Below are 23275 nucleotides of genomic sequence, written 5' to 3' on the forward strand. Positions count from 1 at the left end.
TTGTCTATTGAAAGTTAGTGGTAACTTCAATATAACATGAAATTCACGTGGCGTTTTTTAGTTAGCGGTGGCTAACTTCATTATAAAATTCACCAAATTATATTAATAACAAATCCTTAAAAAATATTAGTAAAGATGAATTAGGCTATTTTGCGATTTATTTTGCAGCGAGTTTAGAGCGTCAAAAGTTGTTAGAGATGGAGAATTACCGAAAAATTATTATTTTGACGGAGGATGGTCGGGGCGCGGGTTATTTGCTTGAAACAGGGATCAAACGGCTTTTCCCAAAATCAAAAATTAAAACGGTCTCTAAAAATCAGTTAGCGCGAATGCATGAAAAGGTTGATTTAATCATTTCTGCAGTGTCTATTGATAATAAAGAATACGCAGTGCCCGTGATTGAAATTGAACAACTGTTATCGCTTGAGACGCTAGAAAAAGTTGAAAAATCGGTCCGTTTGTTAAATGAAGATCCAAATTTCTTTTTGGATGATATTCATTCGATTTTACATTTATTCAATGAAGAGAATTTCTCAATTGTAACTGATGAACATGATTACTTAGCGTTATTGAAGAAGAAAGGTTTGCGACTTGAATCAATGGGGGCCGCTACACCTGATTTTTCGAAAAGTGTGATTGATAGAGAACAGAAAATCAGCACGGTTTATGATTTTGGAGTCGCTGGTCCTCATCCGATGGCCAGTTTTGCAAAAAAAGAAGTGATTGACGTCACGATTGTAACCAATGAGATGCAGTATCAGCAAAAAGAAGTTAAAATCATATTTCTAATTAATATTCGTCAAGGGCATCTAACGTTACACCAAGAAATTAGTCGGATGATGATTGAGCTAATCAAGGATCGAGAGCTTCGAGAATTGATGTATCAGGTCAAAGATTATCCAAGTTTTATCAGTTATATAACAACCGCAATTAAAAGGAGGTAAGCAGTTGGAAGCGAATGAAATGGCAATTTTTCAAATTATTTCTTTAGCAGGTGACAGTCGTTCCTTAGCGTTCGAGGCACTCAGATGTGCGCGCAAGGGGGATTTTGATCAAGCCCGGGAAAAGTTGGAGGAAGCTAGGAAATCAAGTGTACAGGTCCACCAAATCCAGACCAAAATGTTAACGGAAGAAGCACAAGGCGAAAAGACGGAAGTCAGTCTCTTAATGGTTCATGCTCAGGATCATTTAATGACCAGTATGCTTGCTAGGGATTTAATCGAGGAACTTGTTCAGATGTTAGAAGAAAAAGGAGGAAATGATAAATGACAGTTGAAGTGGCGGTTTTAGAAAAATTATCAAATGCGGACGGGGTTGTTGCTTGCGAACAGGAAGTACGGGACGTTTTAAAAACAAGTTTTGAAACAATTAGCGACGAGATCACTTACGATGGTCTAGGCAGTATGATTTTTAAGCAAAATGGTAAAGAGCCATCAGGACCAAATGTGATGATTTGTGCGCATATGGATGAAGTGGGATTCATGGTTAGAAGTATCACTGATGGTGGGTTAATGATGTTAATGGTTGTTGGGGGAGTTAAAACCAGTGTCTTAGAATTTCAAAAATTGCGGCTGACGACAGCGACTGGTAAAAAAATTAACGGCATCGTCGCGGGTGAATATAATGTCACTGCAGATTCGAAAATGTATTTTGATATTGGCGCAAAAAGTAAACAAGAAGTGCTTGATTTAGGGGTCGATGTCGGAGATATGGTGTCGTATAGCACTGAGTTCGAAAAATTAGATTTACCCAATACTTATATGGGAAAAGCAATGGATGACCGGTATGGTTGCTTCGCGTTGGTCGAAATTGCTAAACGAATGAAGCATATTGAACATCCCAATAATATTTATTTTGCAGCAACCTATGGTGAAGAGGTCGGGTTAAGAGGCGCACAAACTGCTGCCCATATGGTTAACCCGGATATTGTATTTGTCATCGATGTTGCTTGTTATCCGAATGAATTTATTAGAGATAATACAAATAATCGTCAAATTGGGAGTGGTCCGATGTTGACGCACTTTGATCGAACATTGGCGCCTAATCGGGTACTGGTCAACTTTGTCAAAGAAACGGCTAAGAACAATCAATTACCGCTACAATATGACATGTTTAATCGTGGTGGGACTGATGGAGGAGAAGTTCACAAGGTCCATGAAGGGAAAGCAACCGTCGTCACTTGCCTACCTTGCCGGTACGGACATTGTGCGTATTCAGTAATCGACATCACAGATGTTGAAAACTTAGTGGATTTATATACCAATATGTTGACGCAATTAGATACCAATTTTCAAAATAAGGTATATCAATTTTAAATAATGGAGGGATTTATGATGAATATTGTATTGTGCTGTGCGGGTGGTTTTTCAACAACCATGATGATGGAAAAAATAAAAGATGTGATTCGTGAGAGTAAAAAATTACAACTTGAAGATTTTAACTTAAAAGCAATTTCTGCGGATCTTCTGCAAGATGAGACAGAACCGATTGATGTCGTTCTAATTGGCCCTCAAATTGCCCATCGTGAGGAATATATTCGGTCTATTATTGAACCTAAAGGCACCGCCTATGCGATTATGGATAAAGATACTTATGGAAAAATGGATGGCGCAACAGCTTTGAAGATGGCATTAATAGCTGACAAAAAGAATAAAGCTAAGGGGGAATAACGCCATGTTCACAGCATTCCAAAATTTTATGGATAAATATTTTATGCCGGTTGCAGAAAAGGTCGATAATAATCCTCATTTAAAAGCGGTTAAATCCGGGATGATGGGTTTGACGCCGTTTACAATTCTAGGGAGTATTTTTGCGATTCTGCCAGCGTTACCGAATATGATTGGCAAAGGTAATTTTCTAAGCCAATTTATCATTAGTAATGCTGAGTTACTTGATATGCCAGTTACTTTATCGTTAGGTTTTCTTTCGCTGTACGCAGTTATGACGATTTCTTATGCTTTAGGACACTACTATAAATTATATATACCAGGCTCGATTGGTCTTTCAACTTTTGCATTCGTCATGCTAACGATTCGTTTTGACAAAAATGGTGTTCCGGACATTGCCAATTTTGGCGCAAAAGGATTATTTGTCGCTATTTTTGTCGGATTGTTAACTGTTGAACTGTATCGATGGTGTCAGAATCATCATTTATCAATTTCAATGCCAGAAGGGGTTCCAGATTTTGTTTCTAGCTCATTTGAAATGATTCCGACCGCTTTAATCGTTGGTGGTGCATTTATTATTATTCGTGGATTAAGTTTGGCATATGTTGGTGTATTACCACCGGAAATGATTTCGATTGTTGTCGGCCCACTAGTCGGGAGTATGGATAGTTTAACGGGGGTCTGGTTGTTAGGTATTCTACAACTAACACTGTTCTTCTTTGGGATTCATCCATCAGTACTGAGCGGCATTACAGCACCAATTATGTATCAATTCTTTGCAGAAAATGTTGAAGCTTTAAGAGCGGGGCAAGCAATTCCACATTTCTACGCGCCAGGTTCAATTAGTGCTTATTTTGGCTTTACAGGTGCCGGGATTTCAATTGGGGTTGTTATACTAGCGATGTTTTCAAAAAGTAATCAGTATAAAAAAATTGGGAAACTGTCGTTTATTCCTTGTCTGTTCGGGATTAATGAACCAATCTTGTTTGGACTACCAGTCATCCTTAATCCGATTATGATGATTCTGTTTATTCTTGGCGGCAATATTGTGGGACAACTCCCTTACATGTTCATGGAATTCGGCTGGTTGAGTAAACCGATCTTTACGCCACCGTACGTAGGCGCATTTTTTGAAGGCTTTTTAACCGCAGGTGATTGGCGTTCGATTCTAGTTAACGCGTTACAAGTTGTCTTAGCAGTATTGATCTATTTGCCATTCTTTAAAGTGATGGAAAAAGCGCAATTGAAAGAAGAAAATGAGATTAAAGAAGCTAAAGTACTTGATGATGAATCATTATTAGATGATTTAGATTTAGACTTCTAGGGGATTATAATGAAAAATATTAATAAGATTGAATTTCTTTTGGATGAGTTAGCAGTAGACGCAATCGTAATCAATCAAAAAGCGACCAAGGTTTATGTCGATGGTTTAACGGGTAGTGGTGTCTGGCTGATTATCAGTAGAAAAGAAAATTATCAAATAATGGACGGCAGGTATCAAACTGCCGCAGAGGAATCTACAACAGTATTTAAAAATATTGTGACAAAACAGGGCAATGTTTTGTCAACCATATTAAAGTGGCTGGCTAAAGAGAATATCAATAAGATTGCAGCGGAAGAAGAACTTCCTTATGCGCAATTTAAAGCTTTGTCAGAGGTTTGTAAAGTTAAATCATTGGGGGATAGAATCCCCAAAATTAGATCAATCAAGACTCAAGCAGAAATTGAAAAAATAAAAGTGGCTTGTGCGCTTGGTGATGAAGTATTTAAACAACTGTTAACAACAATCCATGTCGGGATGACAGAAAAAGAGGTTGTTGGAGAAATTTATCGGTTGATTTACCAACTAGGAGCGGATGGGGTTTCATTTGATCCGGTCATCTCTTCCGGTCCGAGAACGGCGATGCCTCATGGACGCGCTAGTGATCGAATTCTGTGTACTGGGGATTTCTTATTGTTGGATTTTGGCGTTGTTAAAGATGGCTATCAGTCGGATATGACGAGGACGATATCAGTTGGCAAAGCGACTGATCAATTTAGAAAGATGTACGAGATTTTACGGCCAATCCAGAATGAGACCGCGCAACAATTTATTGCTGGGAAGCTGGGCAAAGAAATTCATAATTTTGCAGCTCATAAAATTGAGGTCGCGGGCTACGGTGATTACTTTACGCATGGTTTAGGCCATGGCTTGGGGATTGGCGGTGGTGAACGTCCGTTGATGAATGCTAGTTCAAACGATATTCTGACAGCCGGCATGGTGGGGACTTGTGAACCAGGCATCTATATTCCTGGGTTGGGTGGTATTCGGATAGAAGACGATATTCTGGTCACGAATTCGGCGCCACAGATACTCACTAAAACCACTCGAGAAATTATCGAACTAGAGACTAACGATTAAATATTGAGAGCTATTTTGTGTTCATACATAAAGTAGCTTTTTAAGTTTAAAACGATGGAGGTAGATGTATGTCCAAGTTATATGATTTCGATAACTTATCTGATCGTCATATTGATAGTGCCAGAAAATGGGATGAAACGATTGTCGCCACTAAATTTCCGAATCATCGCAAAGATTTTATTCCATTATGGATTGCCGATATGGATTTTAAAGCGGCACCAGAAATTAGAAAATCATTAGTTGAAATGGCTGAAAATGGCGCTTATGGTTACACCTATGCGACGGCAAGGTGGTACGAAAGTGTCATAAATTGGTATAAAAAGCGCCATCGGATAAATATTCCAAAAGAGTGGCTGACTTTAGGATATGGAACGGTTCCTAACATGCATGTTTTAGTACAGGCGTTTCTTGATGAGGAAGACGCCATTTTATTGAACACGCCGATCTATGGGCCTTTCGCTTATGCGGCCGAACATAATAATCGAAAGGTTATCAAAATACCATTAATTAAAGATGATAGAATTTATAATATGGATATGGTGAGTATCGAGAAGGCTTTTAAAGAGGATAAGCCTAAAGCGATTTTCTTCTGTAATCCGCATAATCCCTCAGGTCGGATATGGCAGATGTCAGAAATGACCCAACTTGCGGAACTCTGTCAAAAATATAAGGTGCTTTTGGTTTCGGATGAAGTCCATTCAGAACATATTATTTCGGGGACTTTTAATTCTGCACTGGCGTTGGATGAAAAATATTTACAAAATTTAATTGTTTTGACATCACCTAATAAGGCGTTTAATTTGGGGGGATTGAAGCTATCGTACTCAATTATTCCTAATGAAAAAATACGAGAGACTTTAAAAGACCAATATTTGAAGAATTCGATTACCTCCCCCAACGTTCCAGGACAAATTGCAATGATTACGGCGTATGAATCCTGTTTGGAATGGTTAATTCAGTGTGAAGATTATATTAGAATTAATTTGGAAATTACTGAAGAATATATTAATCAGTATTTTAATGGTTGGGAATTGATGGCGATGGATTCATCCTATCTCCCGTGGGTTGATATTTCTAGTTCGGGGAAATCAATGCATGAAATTGCGACCAGGATGGCCGATGATGCTGGTGTTATAGTGGGTGTTGGCGATGATTACGTAGCGGATGCTGAAGGTTTCTTACGTTTGAATCTAGGGACTTCACACGTAATAATTACCGAGGCAATGGAGCGAATGCGCAAGACGTGGGCAACGATGGAAAAAGAATAAAATGGCACAAAAAATAAGCTGTGGCGCGCGCCAATGCAGAATGTTCACTTAATCTAAAATAACCGATAATCTTAAGAGCAAGATTACCGGTTATTTATAATTAATGCTCAGTTGCTGACCGCAACTCACAGCACTCTAACGAAAACGTGCTTGTACTCACAGCTTCTTGTGCTTAGCTACGTCAGGCAAACAAAGGTAAAACCGCCTTTATTCACCCGACTAGGCTAATGCTCAGAAGCAACCCGTGAGTTCAGTACTCTAATCGTTTAGGTTATAGCGTAGTTTCATGTGTTCTGAACCTGAAATGACCATTTCGCCTAATAATTTTGTTTGGCGTGTTAATGATTCGTTTGCTAATTTAGCGTTGGCGGCTTCTAGGAAGCTTGTGGCATCCGCTTTATGATCGGCAAAAGCCTTGTCTGTGGCGTTTTGGATTTCGTGATAAGCACTCATGGCTTCTAATTCGAAGGTGTTGCGCATATCGACATAGAAATCGTAATTCGTATCGCCAAGTAAGGCAGTCGTGCAGCTCAACCAGTACATGTTGTTGAGGTCAAAAGTCCCAGTGGCATCTTTATAAGAGCCAGGTGTGTCGTTGACGTTGGCATAGAATGGAACGACCGTGTTGAACGTATTGGCACCGTAAGCTAACCAGTGAACCCCGGCAATTTCAGCGGGCACGTTGTTACGAACTTGAAGAATATGCACGTTGTGGTTCCGGTTAATCCCGATTGGGCGGAAGAGCGTTTTAACGTCTTCAGGGGCGCTACCGTAAGGATCGTATTCAGTATTTTCAAAATGAGAACTCAAAACGAATTTAACGTCTTCAATTGAAATTTTGCGATTAGCGTGGCAGATGAATGGTAAATCGTGATCGCGTGGATCTTGTTTGATTTCAGGATTAAAATATTGTTGACCGTACCAAGTCCGAGGGTTGTTATAAACGGTATCTTTGATTGAAGCACTACCAAAAATGTGGCGTAAATTATAACCGTTTAAATCAGGATTTAAGTTATTATCGTCGATCAAGGCTTTTAAGTCGGCTGAGTAAAGTGTATCAGCTGAATTAAAGTCAAAATGGTCGATGTTCATGCGGTTAGGGGCAACCACGTAAGCGTCATCGGGAATCCGAACAGCAGCCCAGTGATGACCACCGATAGTTTCTAACCACCAAACACTATCTTGGTCAGAAAAAGCGATCCCGTTTGGTTCGTAAGTGCCGAATTCTGTCAGAATTGCGCCTAAACGTTCAACGCCTTCTTTAGCACTATGGATGTATGGTAACACCAAAGTTACGATATCTTCTTCGCCAATTCCGCCGGCCACAAAAGGATCGAGGCCTTGAATACGAGGGTTAGTCGTGATGGTTTCAGTTGCAGACATCGTGATATTTTCGCTATTAATCCCAGCAGCTGGCCAAATTCCGTTGGTCAAAAGTGAGTTAGGCATCGATGTGTAACGCATTGGATTGTTAGGTAATTTAATTTGAACCCCGCTAATAACGGCTTGGTAGTCGCGTGGTTGATCTTCAGGGTTAACAACAACAAAACGTTGAGGGTCTAACGCTTCATGACCGTCATCATTTCTAGAAATCATTGTTGAACCGTCAATTGACGCTTTTTTGCCGACGAGAACCGTCGTACATGAACCTTTGATTGGTTTTTTCATTGTTAGAACACTCCTTATCGATTTGATACTAGTAGTATAACGCTTTTAGCCACTAATTTGGGCGTTTTAAGCCGATTTCATGTGAAAAAGTTATTAAATGATAAAAAGTTTGATGGTATACTAATTTTAAAAGTGTTGGAGGGATTTAAATGACAGAATTAGCCGATTGTTTATTAGTCATTGACATGCAAAATGGGGTTTGTCAGGGTGCGGGTCCGATTGATCATCTCGATGGATTGGTGACACAAATTAATCAACGGTTAACTGATTATCGCCAGGCTAATCGGCCGATTATTTTTATCCAGCATAATGATGAAGAATTGATTGCCGGGACAATGCCTTGGCAAATTATCCCAACCTTAGAAACAGCGGCAACGGACATCAACGTTCAGAAAACACACGCGGATTCTTTTTTTAAAACAACTTTAAAAACGATTCTGGACCAGAAACAAGTGACTTCGTTAGAAATTTGTGGGGCGCAAACGGAATATTGCATCGATACTACCGTTAAAGTCGCTCATCATTTGGGGTACCAGTTGCAAATGCAATCTCAAATGACAACGACCTTTGATAATCAGTATTTATCGGCAGCTGCAACGATTCAATTTTATGAAGGTATTTGGCAGAACCGCTTCTTAATATTGATTTCATGATGCCCAAAATCAGGTATAATAAGTATCAGGATTATAGCGGAAAGCAGGGAGTCAGATGACCACTTTTTATTTTGTACGACATGGTGAAACGATTATTAATCGCGCGCAGTGTTTTAACGGTGGCGGGGTCGATGCGGCTTTGACAGCATCCGGTGAAGCTGCCGCTAGTCGCTTAGGGGCTTATTTGGACAAACAATCGTTTGACGCGATTATCAGTTCACCACTGCAACGGGCGCAAACGACAGCTGAATTATTGTTGCAACCGACAAAGGCCGTACAACCGGCAATTCAGATTGATGACCGCTTAAAGGAAATGGCGTTAGGCGATTGGGAAGGACAGCCAGTCGCGGCACAACAGAATCATCCGGAATTTGACCATTATTTCCACCACCCCGATTTATTCGATGCGGCCGCGATTCATGCGGAAACGTATCAATCGGTGCTCGCTCGCGGACAAGCGGTGATTGACGATTATAATCAAGCCTATCCGGACGGCCAAGTTCTAATCGTCGCTCACGGGATTGTGTTGTTATTTTTAATGAACACTTTATTAGGCGTGCCATTTGCCGAAATTCGCAATCAAAAAATGGTCGCCAACGCGAGTCTCTCAATCCTAACCGGGCAAGCTGGCCATTATCAAAAACAATTATGGAATCAAACGATGACGGAGGATTAAACGTGATTGAGACGACGACTGAGTGCTTAAGTTTCCGCGAATTAACGCAAGCTGATTTACCAGCCTTAAAATTAATTTTACAAGATGAAGCGACGATGTTTGCTTACGAACATGCTTTTTCAGATGAAGAAGTCCAAGCTTGGTTGGATAAACAACTGGGGAACTACGCGCAATTCGGGTACGGTTTGTGGGCCGTCATCTCAAAAGAGAGTGGCGAATTAATCGGCCAATGTGGGCTGACCCCGCAGCAAGTCCGTGACCAAACCGTGTTAGAAATCGGCTACTTATTCCGCCGTGATTGTTGGCATCAAGGCCACGCCACTGAAGCCGCACGGGCGGTTAAGCAGTATGCGTTCGATCAATTGAAGGCTTATTCGATTATTCGCGATAATAATTTAGCGTCGATGAACGTGGCGATTCGTAACGGGATGCAGGTCCTTGATCGGATTGAGAAACACTACTATGGTATGACGATGCCGCACTATGTTTTTGGCATGGTCAATCCCCAGATTAAGGAGTCATAGATGTCGATTGTCATCATTATTTTAATTGTTTTATTGGGCGCTTTGACCCGGACGGTCTTTGGATTCGGTGAAGCACTAGTCACGATGCCGTTATTGGCGTTAGTTGCGTTTGATTTACAGTCGGCGACCGCGTTAATTGGGGCGCTCGGATTAATCGTGGCGATTCCCGCGGCGATTCGTTACCGGACTAAAATTGATTTAGCGGTGGTCCGGCGTTTGGTACTGGGGTCATTATTGGGGGTGCCAGTGGGGATTGCGGTGATGAAATGGGTGCCAACCAAGATTGTCTTAGGGGCCTTAGCGCTCTTTTTAATCAGTTATGGCACGTACAATCTCGTTCGAAAAAGTGCGGCGCAAGTCCATTTAGCTAGCCCAAAGTGGGATTATCTAGCGGGGCTGATTTCGGGAATTATGGGCAGTGCCTACAATAGCCACGGTGTACCGGTCGTGATTTATGGCACACTTAAAAAATGGTCGGTCGATGAATTACGCGGAATTTTACAAGCCCACTTTGTTTGTGTCGGCACGATTGTGGTGGCGAGTCATATCCTCGCCGGTTTTTGGACGGTGCAAGTGCTTCAATTATTGGCGCTTAGTTTACCGCTATTATTGATTGTGATTCCAATCGGCAACTGGATTAGCGCTAAGATTGCGCCGACCACGATGGTTAAATACATTTACGGGCTGTTAATTATCTTTGGTGGTCTATTGTTGATTAAAGTGATTCACTAAAAAACGTCGCATCCAAATATGGAATGCGACGTTTTCTTATTTAATTGCCGGTAGTTGATGTTGATTAATCCGCTGCATTAGTTCGGTGAAACGTTGGAGTTCTTCCGGCGAATAATCGGCCGCGATGCTCTCGAGGTCGGTCGCCAATTGTTGATCTAACTGGGTGTGGAGCTCAGCGATTGTTTGGCCAATTTCGGTTAGACGGACGAGTAACTCTTTGTCATTATTGATGTTGCGGTATTTGGCGACAAGCCCGTCTTTTTCCAAACGCGAAATCGTCCGCGAAATCGTAGCTTGGGACGCGTTGACGGCTGTGGGTAGTGTTTTGATATAACAGATTGCTTCTTGGCCAATCTGACTGATGATTTTAATATCGCGGGTCGATAGACGCGTCAGCAATTGACGGAGCTTGGAATCGGTGACCTGGGCTTGCACCCACTGTTTCTCTTGGTCGTTGCGCCGGTCAGCGCTGATAAATTGATTTAATGTTTGAATCAGATCGTTGATGAGTGACAAATGATTACCTCTTTTTTATTCATGAGAATTAATATTGACAATTTATTGATTAAGTTTATAATACGCTTTGTATTCAAGTGAATCAATATGAACGGAGCAAATAAAATGACAACACATAAAATCGCAATTATTATCGGAACGAACCGTCCGAAGCGAATTGGCCGCTCAATCGCCGAATGGACGCAACAACAACTGCAATCGGCCGATTTACAGGTTGATTTATTGGATTTGGCGACAATCGATTTGCCATTTCTAGATGAACCGGAAATTCCGGCTAAAGGTGACTACCAACAGGCCCACACTCGCTCGTGGAGTCAATTAGTCAGTCAATACGATGGTTTTGTCTTATTATTTCCACAATATAATTGGGGTTATCCGGCCGTTTTAAAGAACGCCCTCGATTATCTTTATCGAGAATGGGCAAACAAACCGGTTAGCATTATGCCGTATGGTGGTCACGGTGGTTTTCAAAGCTTGATTGCCATGAAGCTCGTGACGGAAGGGTTACACATGCAAAATCTAGCGACGAATCCGCAAATTAGTATCGCACCCGAGATGTTTAATGCAGCGGGCCAGTTCAATGACGTTAATCAGGCTTTGAAAGACTACCAACCCGTACTACAATTAGTGGTGACTGAGATGCGTCTGTTAGTGGCTGCACATGATTAAGATTGAGTTGCCACTGCATCCTGAAAATCAAGTCGCAATGGCCCGTTATATGCAGGATCAATTTAAGTTCAACGGCGTCAAAGCACCAGAACGTCATTTGTTAGAACGCGATATTTGGTCAGCTGTGAAACATTATTCAGCGACTGAAATGTTGGCGTTAATCCGCCAACTTTATGCACAAGAAGCCCGGGAATATCAATACTTAGCGATTGATTTAGCGGTTCGGGCCAAGCGTATATGGCAACTAGCAGATTTACAAGACTTGTTAGCGGTCGTGACCGATAAAGCTTGGTGGGACACGATTGATATTTGGCGCAAACTCTATAGCGAATACATCAAGTTACATCCCGAACAGTTTGACGTTATCTGGGCGCTTTTTGCCGGTAACGATAACTTTTGGCTGCGACGGATTAGTCTGATTTTGCAGTTAGGGTTTAAAAACCAGACACGTTTAATGCATTTAACCCAAGCGATTGAGGCCGATCAAGCAACTGATGAATTCTTCATTCAAAAGGCGATTGGTTGGGCGCTTCGTGAATACGCCAAGACTGATGCTGACTGGGTACGCCAATTTGTGGCGACTCATCAGCTAGCCAGTTTGGCACAAAAAGAGGCTTTAAAACAGATTAAGTAAGATTGATGTTTCGTGTGAAACAATTGAGAACTGAGTCAAAAACAAAAAGCCATCGCTGATATAAGTCTAGGTATTCTGATATTAAACGAATATGTTTTATTGACGCGTGCCATAACTCATCAATTTCCGTTCAAATCAAAAAAATGAGTATCCTAAATTCAGGATACTCATTTTTTTACTTGATAACCGAGTTCTGTCACAGCTTATTTTTGGTTACATCGAGATTGTTTGAACTAAATCACCGTGTTGGACGGTTTGTTCGTTGGGGGGTGTTAGGGTTTTAATCGCAGCCATGTTCGTGATAATCACCATGGATGTCGTGCCTTTACCAGCGGTGGTGATGGCTGCGAAATCAACATCAACTAAGGGTTGATCCACTTTAACGATGTCGCCTTCATTGACTAAAACGTTAAAGGGTTGGCCAGCGAGTTCGACCGTATCGAGACCGATGTGAATCAGTAATTCAAGACCATCGTCAGTCGTAATCCCTAACGCGTGTTTGGTGGGGAAGACACTTGAAATTGTGCCAGCAACCGGTGCATAGATGCTGTTATCCGTCGGTTGAATGGCGTAACCATCGCCCATCATTTTAGCGGAGAAAACTTCATCGGCAACGGCTTCTAGTGGCATGATTTCACCGTTAGTAATCGCTTGCAAATTCAGCGTCACCGGTTGTTTGCGTTTTGAAAATAATTTCATTTGAATAACCTCCTATTTAAAAAAGTCTGTAATGACTTGATGTGATTCGGATAATTGTGACACATTTTTATTGAAATGCCGTTCGAGAAAGGCGTAGTAAAGCAAGTCGACGACGTAGAGTTGCGCAATTAATGAAGTCGTTGCGGCACTTCGTAATGTGCGACTTTCAGTGCTGTCATCATGTTGAAGAATGATGGTCGCGAGGTTAGCGAGTCGACTGTCACGTGCGTGGGTCAACACAATGACGGGAATGTTTAAACTTTTTGCTAAGGCCGCTAAATGCAATGCATCTGATTTTTCGCCAGAATTTGAAATGAGGATTAGAACGGCTTGGTCTTTTTGAGCGGTTAAGGCCGCAGCCATCAGATGGGTATCGAGGGATTGAATCACTAATTTACCGACACGTAATAGTTTTTGTTGGAGATCTTCGGCGGCGATATTAGAAGCCCCTAAGCCGTAAACGAAAACGGCCGGTTTATGCTTAATTAATTGAGCAGCCTGTTCCAAATCTTGATTCGCTAATAATTGATTGGTTTGGCCTAATGTTTGATTAATTCTAAAAGTCAGTTTATTTTTAAGATCTTGGGTGGAATCATTGGGTTCGATTTCACCATAGATCGGTTGTGTGAATTCTTTTTCGGATGATAATCGAATTTTAAGGGTTGGAAAGCCACCTTTGCCACAAATCGTTTGACCAAAACGGGCGACTGTTGCGGGGCTAACCGCGGCAGCTGTTGCTAATTCACTAGTCGTCATTGTCGTCACCTTTTGTGGATCGGTTAAGACGAATTTTGCGAGTCGTTTTTCAGATTTAGTGAGCGCAGGTAATTTTTTTTGGATTGAATAGATAATACTTTCCATAACGATTATTTCCTTTTTTAGTTATTTTGCTTCCATTGCATCTTTAGGAATACCGAAGAAGTAAGTTGCGACGAAACCGCCAGCGTAGGCTGATAATAAACCGAGAATATAGCCAAATTGATGGCCGTTAGTGATCAACGGAATCAGTGCTAGACCACTAGGCCCGATGGCGATTGAACCGACGCCACCAAGTGCACCTAAGACGGCACCACCAATCCCACCGCCGATACAAGCTGTGATAAATGGTTTCCCTAAAGGTAAAGTGACTCCGTAAATTAAAGGTTCGCCAATGCCGAGGAAGCCAACGGGAAGGGCCCCTTTAATCATGTTCGTTAATTCTTTATTTTTACGACAACGAATCCAAAGTGCAAGTGCAGCACCGACTTGACCGGCACCCGCCATTGCTAAGATTGGTAACAATAATGTTGAACCGGTTTTATTGATCATTTCAATATGAATAGGGGTTAGGACTTGGTGTAAACCGAACATGACCATTGGTAAGAAGAGTAGGCCTAGAGCGAATCCGGAGAAGGCACCACCGACGTTTAGGACCCAGTTAATTGAACCGACTAACGAGTTTGAAATGACACCGGCAACTGGCATGACGATAAAAATCGTGAAGACCCCGATTAAGAGTAATGAAACCGTTGGTGTCACGATAATATCAATTGAATCTGGCACGATTTTGTGTAATTTCTTTTCAATAATTGAAAGGACCCAAACCGCGAAGATTACGCCAATTATACCACCTTGGCCAGCCGTTAAAGGTTGACCGTTAAAAATATTGTGTAACGGAATTTTAGGATCGACACCGTTTAATAAGGTAACGGCCCCGATAACCCCACCTAAGCCAGGTGTTGCCCCGAATTCAGTGGCACTGTTAATCCCAACATAAACGGCTAAGAAGGCAAAGACACCATTTTTAATGACGTTTAAGATGGTGACGAATTCTGTCCAGTTAGTGCCAAGCGAACCAGCGAGTAACATATTGGATAAAATGGCCGCAATCCCACCGATTAAACCGGCCCCAACAAAGGCGGGGATTAAGGGTACGAAGATGTTAGAAATTGATTTCAGCACACGTTTAACGGGTGTGCTTTTTTGTTTGGCTTTTTGAGCAGCCTTAACTTTGGCGGCTTTAGCTTCGACTTTTTCGCGATCGGTCATTGCTGATTGATCAACTTCCGCTGCTTGATTATCGGGGAATGGGTCGCCCAACTTAACGCCGACTTCATCGACCATGATTTGAGCGACTTTATTAACGATCCCGGGGCCCACAACCACTTGTAATGTATCTTCTTCGACGATTCCTAAGACGCCGTCGATCGCTTTAAGAGCGGTCATATCAACTTTAGCGTCGTCTTTAATCGTCATCCGAACGCGGGTCATACAATGAATCAATTTGGCGACATTTGTTGGGCCACCAATGGCAGCGTAAATCTCTCTAGCTAAACGAACTTCTTTTTTCTCAGACATGGCAATATCTCCTAAATAGTTAGTTTTTTAATGCGTTGTTTGACGGACGAAACCCTTAGCTTGTTTGAGTTTTAGCTTGGCTTCCTTGAGGGGCAAATCAGTGAGAATCATAACGATTGCTAATTTAACATTTTCATCAGCGGCGGTAAATTGTTGTGCGGCAACGTCGTAAGAACAGTCCGTTGCAGCCATGATGATCCGTTTAGCACGTTCCACGAGTTTTTCGTTAGTGGGTTTAACGTCGACCATTAAATTCTTATAAACTTTACCGATACCAATCATTGAAGCGGTTGAAAGCATGTTTAGAATTAATTTTTGCGCCGTTCCTGATTTGAGGCGAGTTGAGCCGGTCAAAATTTCTGCGCCAACTTCGACTTCGATATTAATCGCAGCATGTTGACTGATGGCCGCGTCAAAGTTACAAGCTAAACTGACGGTTGCGGCGCCAACTTGTTTGGCATAATCTAAGCCGCCAATCACGTAAGGTGTCCGGCCACTTGCGGCGATGCCGACGACGGTATCGTTGGCGGTTAAGTTAATGGCCACTAAATCTTCTTGGCCTAGAGCGGCTGAATCTTCAGCACCTTCAACGGCAACAGTCATTGCAGCCATACCACCGGCGATTAAGCCTTGGACCATTTCAGGTTCTGTTCCGAAAGTGGGCACACATTCGGCCGCGTCTAAGACGCCCAAGCGGCCACTGGTACCAGCGCCCATATAAATGAGACGGCCATCTTTTTGGAAGCTATTGATGATGGCTTTAACGGCCGCTTCAATTTGAGGGAGTGCTTTTTGAACGCCTTCTGGTACACCATGATCTTCAGTATTCATGAGTTGTAGCACATCATGAACCGGTAATTCATCTAAGTTCATTGTTTTTTGATTCCGATTTTCGGTAGTTAAACGACTTAAGTCCATATTATAATTGCTCCTTTAGTTGAATGGCTTGTCCAGCCAGAATAAATGGTAAGAGGGGAAGTTCTGAATCAATAATTTTGCCAAGTACGTTGACTTGGGGATTGCCAGGTAAGTTTGTTTTAGTGATTTGCAATTCGCCCATATAGCGACCGTAATCTAAATTATCGATGGTCAGACTACCAATTGGTCGTGTCGCGCAGGCCAGTGGCACAACAGTACTTTTGCAAAGCGGACGGCCTTCTTCTAAACGAATGACATCGCGCGCGACATCACGACGGTTATGGAATTGCGTCGTGAACAAGTAGTCCGGTAATTGATTGGTTTCACGAACACAATGAAGGGTCATGGTCTGTGTTTGGAAATAATCCGAGAATTGCATCAGTGTTGCTGGTCTGAGTTGGGGATCACCAATGAAGACCTTATCGACCGAGAGGGCTAACAAATCTAAGGCACAGGCCAAAGGATGTTGACCACGGTGTTCTTCAAGTGTGGGTAACCCACTTTTAATGGGGCCTCTTAGTTGACCGTCACCGGGGATAAAAGCCTGCGTTGTAAACCCGCTCTCTTTTAACCATTGATTGGTGCGAATGAACCAGTCACGCGCTAAACCGGTTTCATTTCTAGGATAATAATTATGCCAAGCTTCCATATTTTGGAAATTCGCATTCGCCGTTTTAAGAGCGACTAAATCCGATTCTGAAAGGGTACTGGCATTTAACGCGATTTTTAAATGTTGTGAGAGTCCCGCAATTTGTTGATTGCTAATCCCAAAATCAATTCTGAGCCCCGTAATCCCGAAAGCTTTAATCGCTTGTGGGTTATCTAATGAAAGGCCGATATGTTCTAATGAATCCGATTCGATATCAATCATTAAATCTAAATGGTTCTCGCGACAGATTTGGCCGAGTGCCTGAACGCGCTTTAAATATAATGTAACGTCGTCTTCTGGAATATGCATCGATGTAAAGACTTCAGTGAAACCAGATTGCTGCATATGAAGACAATTATTGGCAATTAAATCGTCAATTGGTTGATTAAGATAAACAGAAAAACCAAGCATAGTTGATCTCCTTTCTAAATTAAAACGCTTTCCTCAGAAATAAATATAGCATTATTGAAACTAAATTTCAATAATTACTTTAAAATATTTAAAAAAAGAAACATGTTTCAAAAATGAGAAAACGCTATATAAATAAAATTAAACGTTTACATTTTAGTAAAGTTTTAGTAAAATAGAATTACTGACTTAGGAATACGGTTACATTATCAAGCTTAATAACTTGATAACACTGATTTAACGGACAAGTAAACGTTTACTTAAAGTCTATGGAATATATTAAGAGAGAAAGAAGCGGTTAGAATGAGCGAGAATAAAATTATCATTGATGCTGATCAATTTGCATCAGCCATCATTGCGGGGAATCCTAAGCAAACCAATGAAGACAACAAGGTTTACATCAAGCGTCAATTAACGCTTTACCTTGAATCTGTTTTATTAGCTAAGGATTTTAATTCATTAGAAGAAAATCAATTTGGTTCAGCAAAAGAAAAGCAACGCCAAGCCATTTTAGAAAAAATTATCGAACGTCGTTACCAATAATCGCTCAATTGAAAGGAGTTTATTATGAATAAATTTAAAGATTTGAAACAATACAGTTCATACGCCTTTGGGGCTTTTGGACACGATGCTTTTTACGCAACACTCAGCACTTATTTTATGATTTTTGTCACGAGTCAATTATTCGATACCAATAATGCGGCTTTCAACGCGAAGATGATTGGTTATGTCACTTCGATGATGGTTGTCATTCGGATTATCGAAATCGTTTTTGATCCATTAATTGGTGGGGTCGTTGATAATACGCGGACTCGCTGGGGTAAATTTAAACCTTGGCTACTCATAGGTTCAATTATCAGTTCAATTGGTTTAGCGTTAATCTTTACGAATTTTGGTGGCTTGAACACTAAGAGCCCTTATCTTTACTTGACGTTATTTGGAATCGTTTTCGTCATTTTAGATATTTTCTATTCATTTAAAGATATTTCGTTCTGGTCAATGTTACCCGCTTTAAGCGTTGATTCAGAAAAACGGACGAAGTTTGGCGCAATTGCGCGTTTTGGGTCAACTTTAGGGGCACAAGGCGTCATTATTGTCATCGTGCCAATGGTCGTCTTCTTCTCACAAATTTTTTCTGGCACACACGGTAGTCAACAAACTGGTGCTGGTTGGTTCGGTTTCGCCGTTGTTATCGGGATTGTGTCATTCTTAGGCGCTTTAGCCACCATTTTAGGGACTAAAGAAGAAAAGAGTGCGATTCGTGAAAACACCGAAAAAATTCGTTTCCGTGATGTTTTCAAAGTCATCGGTAAAAATGATCAATTAATGTGGTTATCAGTGTCATATTTCTTGTTCGCATTTAGTTATGTAATTACGAATTCACTATTAATTTATTACTTCAGATATGTGATGGGTCGCGCGGCTGCCTTTACAACAGTCGGCGTGATTACGGCGATCTTAGGCGTGATTTCTGTTGCATTATTCCCAACGTTAGTGGCTTTAATTCAACGTCGGGCCATCTATCTAGGTGGGATTGCCTTGATGTTGTTGGGGTACATTCTCTTCTTATTTGCTGGAAGCAACTTAGTCGTTGTTTTAATCGCCATTGGGTTATTCTTCTTCCCATACCCAATGGTCTTCTTAGCCGCTTTGATGACGATCACGGATAGTGTTGAATACGGTCAATTGAAGAGTGGTACGCGGAATGAATCTGTCACATTGGCAGTCCGTCCATTATTGGATAAATTGGCCGGCGCTTTCGCCAATGGTGTGGTTGGGACTGCTGCCATTCACGCTGGTATGACCGGTAATGCGAAGCCCAGTGATATTACAAATAGTGGTTTATTACAATTCAAAACATATATGTTCTTCATTCCAATGGTCTTATTGATTGTGTCAGCCTTGATTTTCATGGCCAAAATTAAATTAACAGAAGCCAAACACGCTGAAATCGTCAACGAATTGGAAAAGAAATTAGATTAGAACAGAGTGCTAGCTCAGCTGGTTAGCTTCTGAGTATAGCCTAGAATTGTGAATTATGACTGGGATTAGTCATAATTTGCGATTCGTAGCTAGACGGAAGAAGTTGGCTGAGAAAGCACGTTTCAGAACAGAGTTGCTAGCTCAGCTGGTTAGCTTCTGAGTATAAACAAAAAAGTGACCAGTTATCTTGAACTTAAGATAACTGGTCATTTTAGGTTAAGCGAACATTCTGCATTCATAACGTGCCAACACCCACTGATTCCTGTGCTTAGCGACGTTTCGTAAACAAGCCCATAAACCGGACTTATTCACGGAACTAGGCTAATGCTCAGAATCAAACCGTGGGTGTGAGCACTCAATTGGTTCTATTTGATAAGTCCGCGTCGCAACCGCCGTGACGAAATCGACATCGTGGTCAATTAACAATAGGGTTGGTCGCTGGGTTTCAATCAAGGTTTGAACTTGTTGGCGGGTGATAACGTCTAAATAATTAAGCGGTTCGTCCCAAAGATAAAGATGCGCCTCTTCACAGAGTGAACGCGCAAGTGCGACTTTACGTTTTTGGCCCATGCTCATCGTTTCTAACCGGTGCGAAAATAATTGCCGATCGAAACCGAGTTTACGCAGCATGCCAAGTAGTGGTTCAAGTTCAACATGTTTTTCAAGGGCAAAATTGGCTAAAGAGCCCGCTAATTGGTCAAAATTCTGCGGTAAATAAGAGATTTTCAATTGTTGATTAAGTTCGAGTTGCCCATGATGAATCAATGTTGTGGCGGGAAGAGCCAACAAGGCTTTAATGAAAGTCGATTTCCCCGCACCATTGGGACCGGCCACCACGATTTGTTCACCGGGTTTGACGACCAAGGATAAGGGTTGGTTGAGTGGGACATTTGGTGTGGCCTGCAAGGTGAGCTCTGTCGCTTGTAACACGAATTGTTGTGCGCGCAGCGGTAATGGCTTTAAGGTCAGTGGTTCAGCGATTTCGACGTTCTTGAGTAACTGTTGTTTGGCGTCAACGGCTTGTTCAGCACGATTAGTAATTGCAGTCGCCCGTTTCATAACTTTCGCTGCGCGGTGACCGATAAAGCCTTTATCCAGATTGGCACTTTCATTTTTGACACTAGCGGCATTTTTACCGCGTTCGGCTTGTTGCGACCATTGTGCCTTTTGTTGTGCGGTTTGGGTCAAGCGTTTGATGTCGTGATTCAGTTGGTGGTTAGCTTGAATTTCGGTTTGTTCTTGTTGAGTATAAGCGGTTTGCCACGTCTCATAATTGCCTTGGTGCACGGTAATGTCGGCCCGATTAATCGCTAAAACGTGATCGATGACTTGGTTTAAAAAATGGCGGTCATGGCTGATGACGATAAAGCCACTTTTGCGTTTTAAATATTGCGCCACAACTGCGCGACCTTCTTGGTCTAAATGATTGGTCGGTTCGTCGATTAATTGAAAATGCTGATCGTCAATGAATAATAAGGCGAGCAAGGTTTTCGTTTGTTCGCCGGGACTGAGTGTATTGAACGGTTGCCAAACAATCTCGGGGGCCACTTGTAAGCCTTGTAATTCACGTTCGATTTGCCAAAACGTGGACTCATCGAGATGACCGAGCTGCATTAAAATATCGCGTGTTAGCCAAGTGGGGTCCTTGATTGTTTGGGGGAAATATTGGCAATCTAAATCGGTGGTTAACTGCCCTTCAAAAGGGAGTTGGCGTTGTAATAATTTGAGCAATGTTGTCTTACCACGACCGTTCCGGCCGATTAAACCGAGTCGCCAGCTGGCATCGAATTTGAGCGTCACGTGGTTGAAAAGGGGTTCGACTTGATCTGGATAGTTAAATGTTAAATTGGTTAGTTGGATAGTGCCCATTGAAATCACCTCATCAATTAATTCAGGCGATTGGCTGATTGGGATTAAGGCCGCAAAAAAAGACGCGCTGATGGGCGTCTTTTTAACAAGTCGAATAAGCGTGGGCGACTTGAAAATAAACGCAGGCTACCTTAACACCCATCAGAAATAAACGGTCCACAAAATGGTGAACAGTCGGTTCCAATCGAGTTATCAGATAAATTAGCCTGCTATTTTCAATGTACGTCACTTCTTTCGGTATCAATTGGGTTAAAGTCTAGCAGAATTGCGTTTAAAAAACAACTGATTAGAAAATGATTAAAAATAATGCTTTACAATTAGAAAACAGATGCCTATAATTAGAAATTAATTAATAACAAGGAGGTTTTATCATGATGACAATGCAACGGACAGTCTTTAGCTTTTTCTTTAAGAAACCCAGTTCTCAACTGGCTTATTAAGGAAAAACGTTGCAGTTAAAACGATGAACCTTAATAAACGAGAAGAAGACTGGGTAACCAAGTCTTCTTCTCTAGTGGCGCACACTAGTGAAGACTAGTGTGCGTCTTTTTTTGGTCATCGTTGCAAAATTGGTTTAAAAAGGGAGAATTCATATGGGCTTACGAGCGCGTTTATTGAGAAAAGAATCATTGGATCGGTATTTACAACAGGATCAGCGACTCGCCAAAACACTAACAGCGAAGGATTTAATTGCGTTAGGCGTGGGCGCGGTGATTGGGACCGGAATTTTCATTTTACCTGGAACGATTGCGGCGTTACATAGTGGCCCGGCCATTACGGTGTCGTTCATGATTGCGGCCGTCGTCTGTGCCGTGGCGGCGATGTGTTATGCGGAATTTTCATCAGCCTTACCCGTAGCCGGCAGTGCTTATTCATACGGTAATATTATTTTTGGCGAACTGATTGGTTGGCTGTTAGGTTGGGCCTTATTCTTAGAATACATGTTATCGGTGGCCGCCGTTTCAACCGGATGGGCGGCCTACTTTATCTCGTTTATTGAAGGTTTTGGTGTCCGGATTCCCAAAGCGATTACCGGCGCGTTTGATCCGGCGCATGGCACGTATATTAATTTATTCGCGGTACTGATTGTGCTCTGTATTGCGTTACTCTTAACGACCGGGACGCGATCATCGACCCGCATTAATAATATAATGGTCCTGATCAAAATTGGTGTGGTGCTATTATTCTTAGTGATTGGCGTTTTCTATGTTAAACCGGCGAATTGGCAACCATTCATGCCGTTTGGTGTGAGTGGGGTCTTCAAAGGTGCGTCGTTAGTTTTCTTCGCCTATCTTGGGTTTGATTGTGTTTCAGCATCCGCGGCCGAGGTTAAAAATCCGCAAAAGAATTTACCGATTGGGATTATCGGCACCTTAGTGATTTGTACGTTGCTTTATATTTTAGTCGCGTTCGTTTTAACCGGTATGGTTTCTTATCAGGAATTGAATGTTGCCGATCCCGTGACCTTTGCGTTAAAAGTCGTTCATCAAAATTGGTTTGCCGGGATTATCTCGTTAGGCGCTTTGGCGGGGATGTTTACCATGATGCTGACGATGACCTACAGTAGTTCGCGGTTAATCTATTCGATTGGTCGGGATGGCTTGTTACCCAAAGCCTTAGGCAAAATTGAAACGAAACACCAAACACCGATTAACAGTGTCAAAATTGTGACGGTCGTGATTGCCACGTTAGGCGGGTTTGTTTCATTAAATCAATTGACCAATCTAGTCAATATCGGGACACTGGTCGCCTTTTTCTTCATGTCGATCGGGGTCATTCCGTTGCGGAAACGTAAAGATATTCCGAACAAGGATGGGTTCAAGGTGCCCTTTTACCCCGTCTTACCGTTAATATCGGGGGCACTGTGTTTGTTCATGTTGTTCGAATTACCGATTGAAACGTGGATTGCGGCCGGAATTTGGTTTGTTTTAGGCTTAATCGTGTATTTCAGTTATGGCATCAAACATAGTCGGTTAAATGATTGATAAGATTTAAAAAGGGATTT

General features: G+C 41.8%; 24 protein-coding genes. 16 read left to right on the forward strand and 8 right to left on the reverse strand.

All coding sequences use genetic code 11. From position 1 onward, the window contains the following. Positions 1-197 precede the first annotated feature (197 nt). From LFUMFP_RS00725 to LFUMFP_RS00755, 7 genes are all read left to right on the forward strand, one after another. Positions 198-944, forward strand: coding sequence for a PTS sugar transporter subunit IIA (locus tag LFUMFP_RS00725; RefSeq protein WP_056950340.1), 747 nt, complete (start codon positions 198-200; stop codon positions 942-944). A 4-nt stretch (positions 945-948) separates the two neighbouring features. Next, the gene (locus LFUMFP_RS00730) at positions 949-1269 is read left to right on the forward strand and encodes a PTS lactose/cellobiose transporter subunit IIA (RefSeq protein WP_025083794.1); all 321 of its coding nucleotides are present in this window, start codon (positions 949-951) and stop codon (positions 1267-1269) included. Beyond that, positions 1266-2315 (forward strand): aminopeptidase, encoded by a 1050-nt coding sequence (gene ypdE, locus LFUMFP_RS00735; protein WP_025083795.1) that lies wholly within the window; start codon positions 1266-1268, stop codon positions 2313-2315. Before LFUMFP_RS00730 ends, ypdE begins: the two co-directional genes overlap by 4 nt. 18 nt (positions 2316-2333) lie before the next feature. Next, positions 2334-2669 carry a PTS sugar transporter subunit IIB gene (locus LFUMFP_RS00740; RefSeq protein WP_025083796.1) on the forward strand — a complete coding sequence of 112 codons (336 nt, stop codon included), beginning with the start codon at positions 2334-2336 and terminating at the stop codon, positions 2667-2669. A 4-nt stretch (positions 2670-2673) separates the two neighbouring features. Beyond that, positions 2674-3990: a PTS sugar transporter subunit IIC gene (locus LFUMFP_RS00745; protein ID WP_106482856.1), complete on the forward strand. Its 1317-nt coding sequence runs from the start codon at positions 2674-2676 to the stop codon at positions 3988-3990. 9 nt (positions 3991-3999) lie between these two features. Then, entirely contained in the window at positions 4000-5067 is a 1068-nt protein-coding gene (locus LFUMFP_RS00750) for a M24 family metallopeptidase (RefSeq protein WP_106482857.1), read from the forward strand. Between the two features lie 68 nt (positions 5068-5135). Beyond that, a complete protein-coding gene (locus LFUMFP_RS00755; RefSeq protein ID WP_106482858.1) occupies positions 5136-6335 on the forward strand; it encodes a MalY/PatB family protein in 1200 nt (399 codons plus the stop codon). 258 nt (positions 6336-6593) lie between these two features. Here the strand turns inward: LFUMFP_RS00755 and LFUMFP_RS00760 are convergent, their stop codons facing one another. Further along, a complete protein-coding gene (locus LFUMFP_RS00760; protein WP_106482859.1) occupies positions 6594-8003 on the reverse strand; it encodes a C69 family dipeptidase in 1410 nt (469 codons plus the stop codon). A gap of 149 nt (positions 8004-8152) precedes the next feature. Between LFUMFP_RS00760 and LFUMFP_RS00765 the strand changes: the two genes are divergently transcribed. Genes LFUMFP_RS00765 through LFUMFP_RS00780 form a run of 4 tightly spaced genes read left to right on the forward strand, consistent with a single transcriptional unit; the run spans position 8153 to position 10588 of the window. Next, complete coding sequence (locus LFUMFP_RS00765) at positions 8153-8656, forward strand: cysteine hydrolase family protein (protein ID WP_025083801.1); 504 nt, start codon at positions 8153-8155, stop codon at positions 8654-8656. Between the two features lie 55 nt (positions 8657-8711). Then, a complete protein-coding gene (locus tag LFUMFP_RS00770; RefSeq protein WP_025083802.1) occupies positions 8712-9332 on the forward strand; it encodes a histidine phosphatase family protein in 621 nt (206 codons plus the stop codon). Positions 9333-9334: 2 nt separating this feature from the next. Then, positions 9335-9856 carry a GNAT family N-acetyltransferase gene (locus LFUMFP_RS00775; protein WP_025083803.1) on the forward strand — a complete coding sequence of 174 codons (522 nt, stop codon included), beginning with the start codon at positions 9335-9337 and terminating at the stop codon, positions 9854-9856. Then, positions 9857-10588: a sulfite exporter TauE/SafE family protein gene (locus LFUMFP_RS00780; protein WP_056950344.1), complete on the forward strand. Its 732-nt coding sequence runs from the start codon at positions 9857-9859 to the stop codon at positions 10586-10588. 36 nt (positions 10589-10624) lie between these two features. On the opposite strand, the gene LFUMFP_RS00785 is transcribed toward LFUMFP_RS00780, so the two are convergent. After that, a complete protein-coding gene (locus tag LFUMFP_RS00785; RefSeq protein WP_025083804.1) occupies positions 10625-11104 on the reverse strand; it encodes a MarR family transcriptional regulator in 480 nt (159 codons plus the stop codon). A 105-nt stretch (positions 11105-11209) separates the two neighbouring features. Between LFUMFP_RS00785 and LFUMFP_RS00790 the strand changes: the two genes are divergently transcribed. Both LFUMFP_RS00790 and LFUMFP_RS00795 read left to right on the forward strand, forming a co-directional pair. Next, the gene (locus LFUMFP_RS00790; protein ID WP_056950347.1) at positions 11210-11773 is read left to right on the forward strand and encodes an NADPH-dependent FMN reductase; all 564 of its coding nucleotides are present in this window, start codon (positions 11210-11212) and stop codon (positions 11771-11773) included. Continuing rightward, positions 11766-12407: a DNA alkylation repair protein gene (locus tag LFUMFP_RS00795; protein ID WP_035439191.1), complete on the forward strand. Its 642-nt coding sequence runs from the start codon at positions 11766-11768 to the stop codon at positions 12405-12407. Before LFUMFP_RS00790 ends, LFUMFP_RS00795 begins: the two co-directional genes overlap by 8 nt. Before the next feature lie 213 nt (positions 12408-12620). Here LFUMFP_RS00795 and LFUMFP_RS00800 read toward each other — a convergent pair whose 3' ends face one another. Genes LFUMFP_RS00800 through LFUMFP_RS00820 form a run of 5 tightly spaced genes read right to left on the reverse strand, consistent with a single transcriptional unit; the run spans position 12621 to position 17421 of the window. Beyond that, positions 12621-13106, reverse strand: a complete 486-nt coding sequence (locus LFUMFP_RS00800; protein WP_025083806.1) for a PTS sugar transporter subunit IIA — start codon at positions 13104-13106, stop codon at positions 12621-12623. A 12-nt stretch (positions 13107-13118) separates the two neighbouring features. Further along, positions 13119-13967 carry a MurR/RpiR family transcriptional regulator gene (locus LFUMFP_RS00805; protein ID WP_025083807.1) on the reverse strand — a complete coding sequence of 283 codons (849 nt, stop codon included), beginning with the start codon at positions 13965-13967 and terminating at the stop codon, positions 13119-13121. Between the two features lie 21 nt (positions 13968-13988). Continuing rightward, entirely contained in the window at positions 13989-15443 is a 1455-nt protein-coding gene (locus tag LFUMFP_RS00810; protein WP_025083808.1) for a PTS transporter subunit EIIC, read from the reverse strand. Between the two features lie 27 nt (positions 15444-15470). Continuing rightward, a complete protein-coding gene (gene murQ / locus LFUMFP_RS00815) occupies positions 15471-16361 on the reverse strand; it encodes an N-acetylmuramic acid 6-phosphate etherase (protein WP_056950350.1) in 891 nt (296 codons plus the stop codon). Between the two features lies 1 nt (position 16362). Next, on the reverse strand, positions 16363-17421 hold the full coding sequence (locus tag LFUMFP_RS00820) for a MupG family TIM beta-alpha barrel fold protein (RefSeq protein ID WP_025083809.1): 1059 nt from the start codon (positions 17419-17421) through the stop codon (positions 16363-16365). A gap of 300 nt (positions 17422-17721) precedes the next feature. On the opposite strand from LFUMFP_RS00820, the gene LFUMFP_RS00825 reads away from it, so the two are divergent. Together LFUMFP_RS00825 and LFUMFP_RS00830 are read left to right on the forward strand one after the other, a co-directional pair. Beyond that, positions 17722-17961: a hypothetical protein gene (locus LFUMFP_RS00825; protein WP_025083810.1), complete on the forward strand. Its 240-nt coding sequence runs from the start codon at positions 17722-17724 to the stop codon at positions 17959-17961. Positions 17962-17985: 24 nt separating this feature from the next. Continuing rightward, the gene (locus LFUMFP_RS00830; protein ID WP_025083811.1) at positions 17986-19401 is read left to right on the forward strand and encodes a glycoside-pentoside-hexuronide (GPH):cation symporter; all 1416 of its coding nucleotides are present in this window, start codon (positions 17986-17988) and stop codon (positions 19399-19401) included. A gap of 321 nt (positions 19402-19722) precedes the next feature. On the opposite strand, the gene abc-f is transcribed toward LFUMFP_RS00830, so the two are convergent. Beyond that, positions 19723-21270: a ribosomal protection-like ABC-F family protein gene (abc-f, locus tag LFUMFP_RS00835; RefSeq protein ID WP_025083692.1), complete on the reverse strand. Its 1548-nt coding sequence runs from the start codon at positions 21268-21270 to the stop codon at positions 19723-19725. 593 nt (positions 21271-21863) lie between these two features. Here abc-f and LFUMFP_RS00840 point away from each other — a divergent pair. Further along, positions 21864-23255, forward strand: coding sequence for an amino acid permease (locus tag LFUMFP_RS00840; RefSeq protein ID WP_025083693.1), 1392 nt, complete (start codon positions 21864-21866; stop codon positions 23253-23255). Positions 23256-23275 lie beyond the last annotated feature (20 nt).

Origin of the sequence: Latilactobacillus fuchuensis (assembly GCF_900258455.1) — a bacterium.
Lineage (GTDB): Bacteria > Bacillota > Bacilli > Lactobacillales > Lactobacillaceae > Latilactobacillus > Latilactobacillus fuchuensis.

What these genes read in the sequence shown, in the direction of transcription:
- LFUMFP_RS00725 (WP_056950340.1), top strand. Translation starts at nt 198, where the DNA reads ATGGAGAATTACCGAAAAATTATTATTTTGACGGAGGATGGTCGGGGC.
- ypdE (WP_025083795.1), top strand. Translation starts at nt 1,266, where the DNA reads ATGACAGTTGAAGTGGCGGTTTTAGAAAAATTATCAAATGCGGACGGG.
- LFUMFP_RS00740 (WP_025083796.1), top strand. Translation starts at nt 2,334, where the DNA reads ATGAATATTGTATTGTGCTGTGCGGGTGGTTTTTCAACAACCATGATG.
- LFUMFP_RS00745 (WP_106482856.1), top strand. Translation starts at nt 2,674, where the DNA reads ATGTTCACAGCATTCCAAAATTTTATGGATAAATATTTTATGCCGGTT.
- LFUMFP_RS00750 (WP_106482857.1), top strand. Translation starts at nt 4,000, where the DNA reads ATGAAAAATATTAATAAGATTGAATTTCTTTTGGATGAGTTAGCAGTA.
- LFUMFP_RS00755 (WP_106482858.1), top strand. Translation starts at nt 5,136, where the DNA reads ATGTCCAAGTTATATGATTTCGATAACTTATCTGATCGTCATATTGAT.
- LFUMFP_RS00760 (WP_106482859.1), bottom strand. Translation starts at nt 8,003, where the DNA reads ATGAAAAAACCAATCAAAGGTTCATGTACGACGGTTCTCGTCGGCAAA.
- LFUMFP_RS00765 (WP_025083801.1), top strand. Translation starts at nt 8,153, where the DNA reads ATGACAGAATTAGCCGATTGTTTATTAGTCATTGACATGCAAAATGGG.
- LFUMFP_RS00770 (WP_025083802.1), top strand. Translation starts at nt 8,712, where the DNA reads ATGACCACTTTTTATTTTGTACGACATGGTGAAACGATTATTAATCGC.
- LFUMFP_RS00780 (WP_056950344.1), top strand. Translation starts at nt 9,857, where the DNA reads ATGTCGATTGTCATCATTATTTTAATTGTTTTATTGGGCGCTTTGACC.
- LFUMFP_RS00790 (WP_056950347.1), top strand. Translation starts at nt 11,210, where the DNA reads ATGACAACACATAAAATCGCAATTATTATCGGAACGAACCGTCCGAAG.
- LFUMFP_RS00795 (WP_035439191.1), top strand. Translation starts at nt 11,766, where the DNA reads ATGATTAAGATTGAGTTGCCACTGCATCCTGAAAATCAAGTCGCAATG.
- LFUMFP_RS00800 (WP_025083806.1), bottom strand. Translation starts at nt 13,106, where the DNA reads ATGAAATTATTTTCAAAACGCAAACAACCGGTGACGCTGAATTTGCAA.
- LFUMFP_RS00805 (WP_025083807.1), bottom strand. Translation starts at nt 13,967, where the DNA reads ATGGAAAGTATTATCTATTCAATCCAAAAAAAATTACCTGCGCTCACT.
- LFUMFP_RS00810 (WP_025083808.1), bottom strand. Translation starts at nt 15,443, where the DNA reads ATGTCTGAGAAAAAAGAAGTTCGTTTAGCTAGAGAGATTTACGCTGCC.
- murQ (WP_056950350.1), bottom strand. Translation starts at nt 16,361, where the DNA reads ATGGACTTAAGTCGTTTAACTACCGAAAATCGGAATCAAAAAACAATG.
- LFUMFP_RS00820 (WP_025083809.1), bottom strand. Translation starts at nt 17,421, where the DNA reads ATGCTTGGTTTTTCTGTTTATCTTAATCAACCAATTGACGATTTAATT.
- LFUMFP_RS00825 (WP_025083810.1), top strand. Translation starts at nt 17,722, where the DNA reads ATGAGCGAGAATAAAATTATCATTGATGCTGATCAATTTGCATCAGCC.
- LFUMFP_RS00830 (WP_025083811.1), top strand. Translation starts at nt 17,986, where the DNA reads ATGAATAAATTTAAAGATTTGAAACAATACAGTTCATACGCCTTTGGG.
- abc-f (WP_025083692.1), bottom strand. Translation starts at nt 21,270, where the DNA reads ATGGGCACTATCCAACTAACCAATTTAACATTTAACTATCCAGATCAA.
- LFUMFP_RS00840 (WP_025083693.1), top strand. Translation starts at nt 21,864, where the DNA reads ATGGGCTTACGAGCGCGTTTATTGAGAAAAGAATCATTGGATCGGTAT.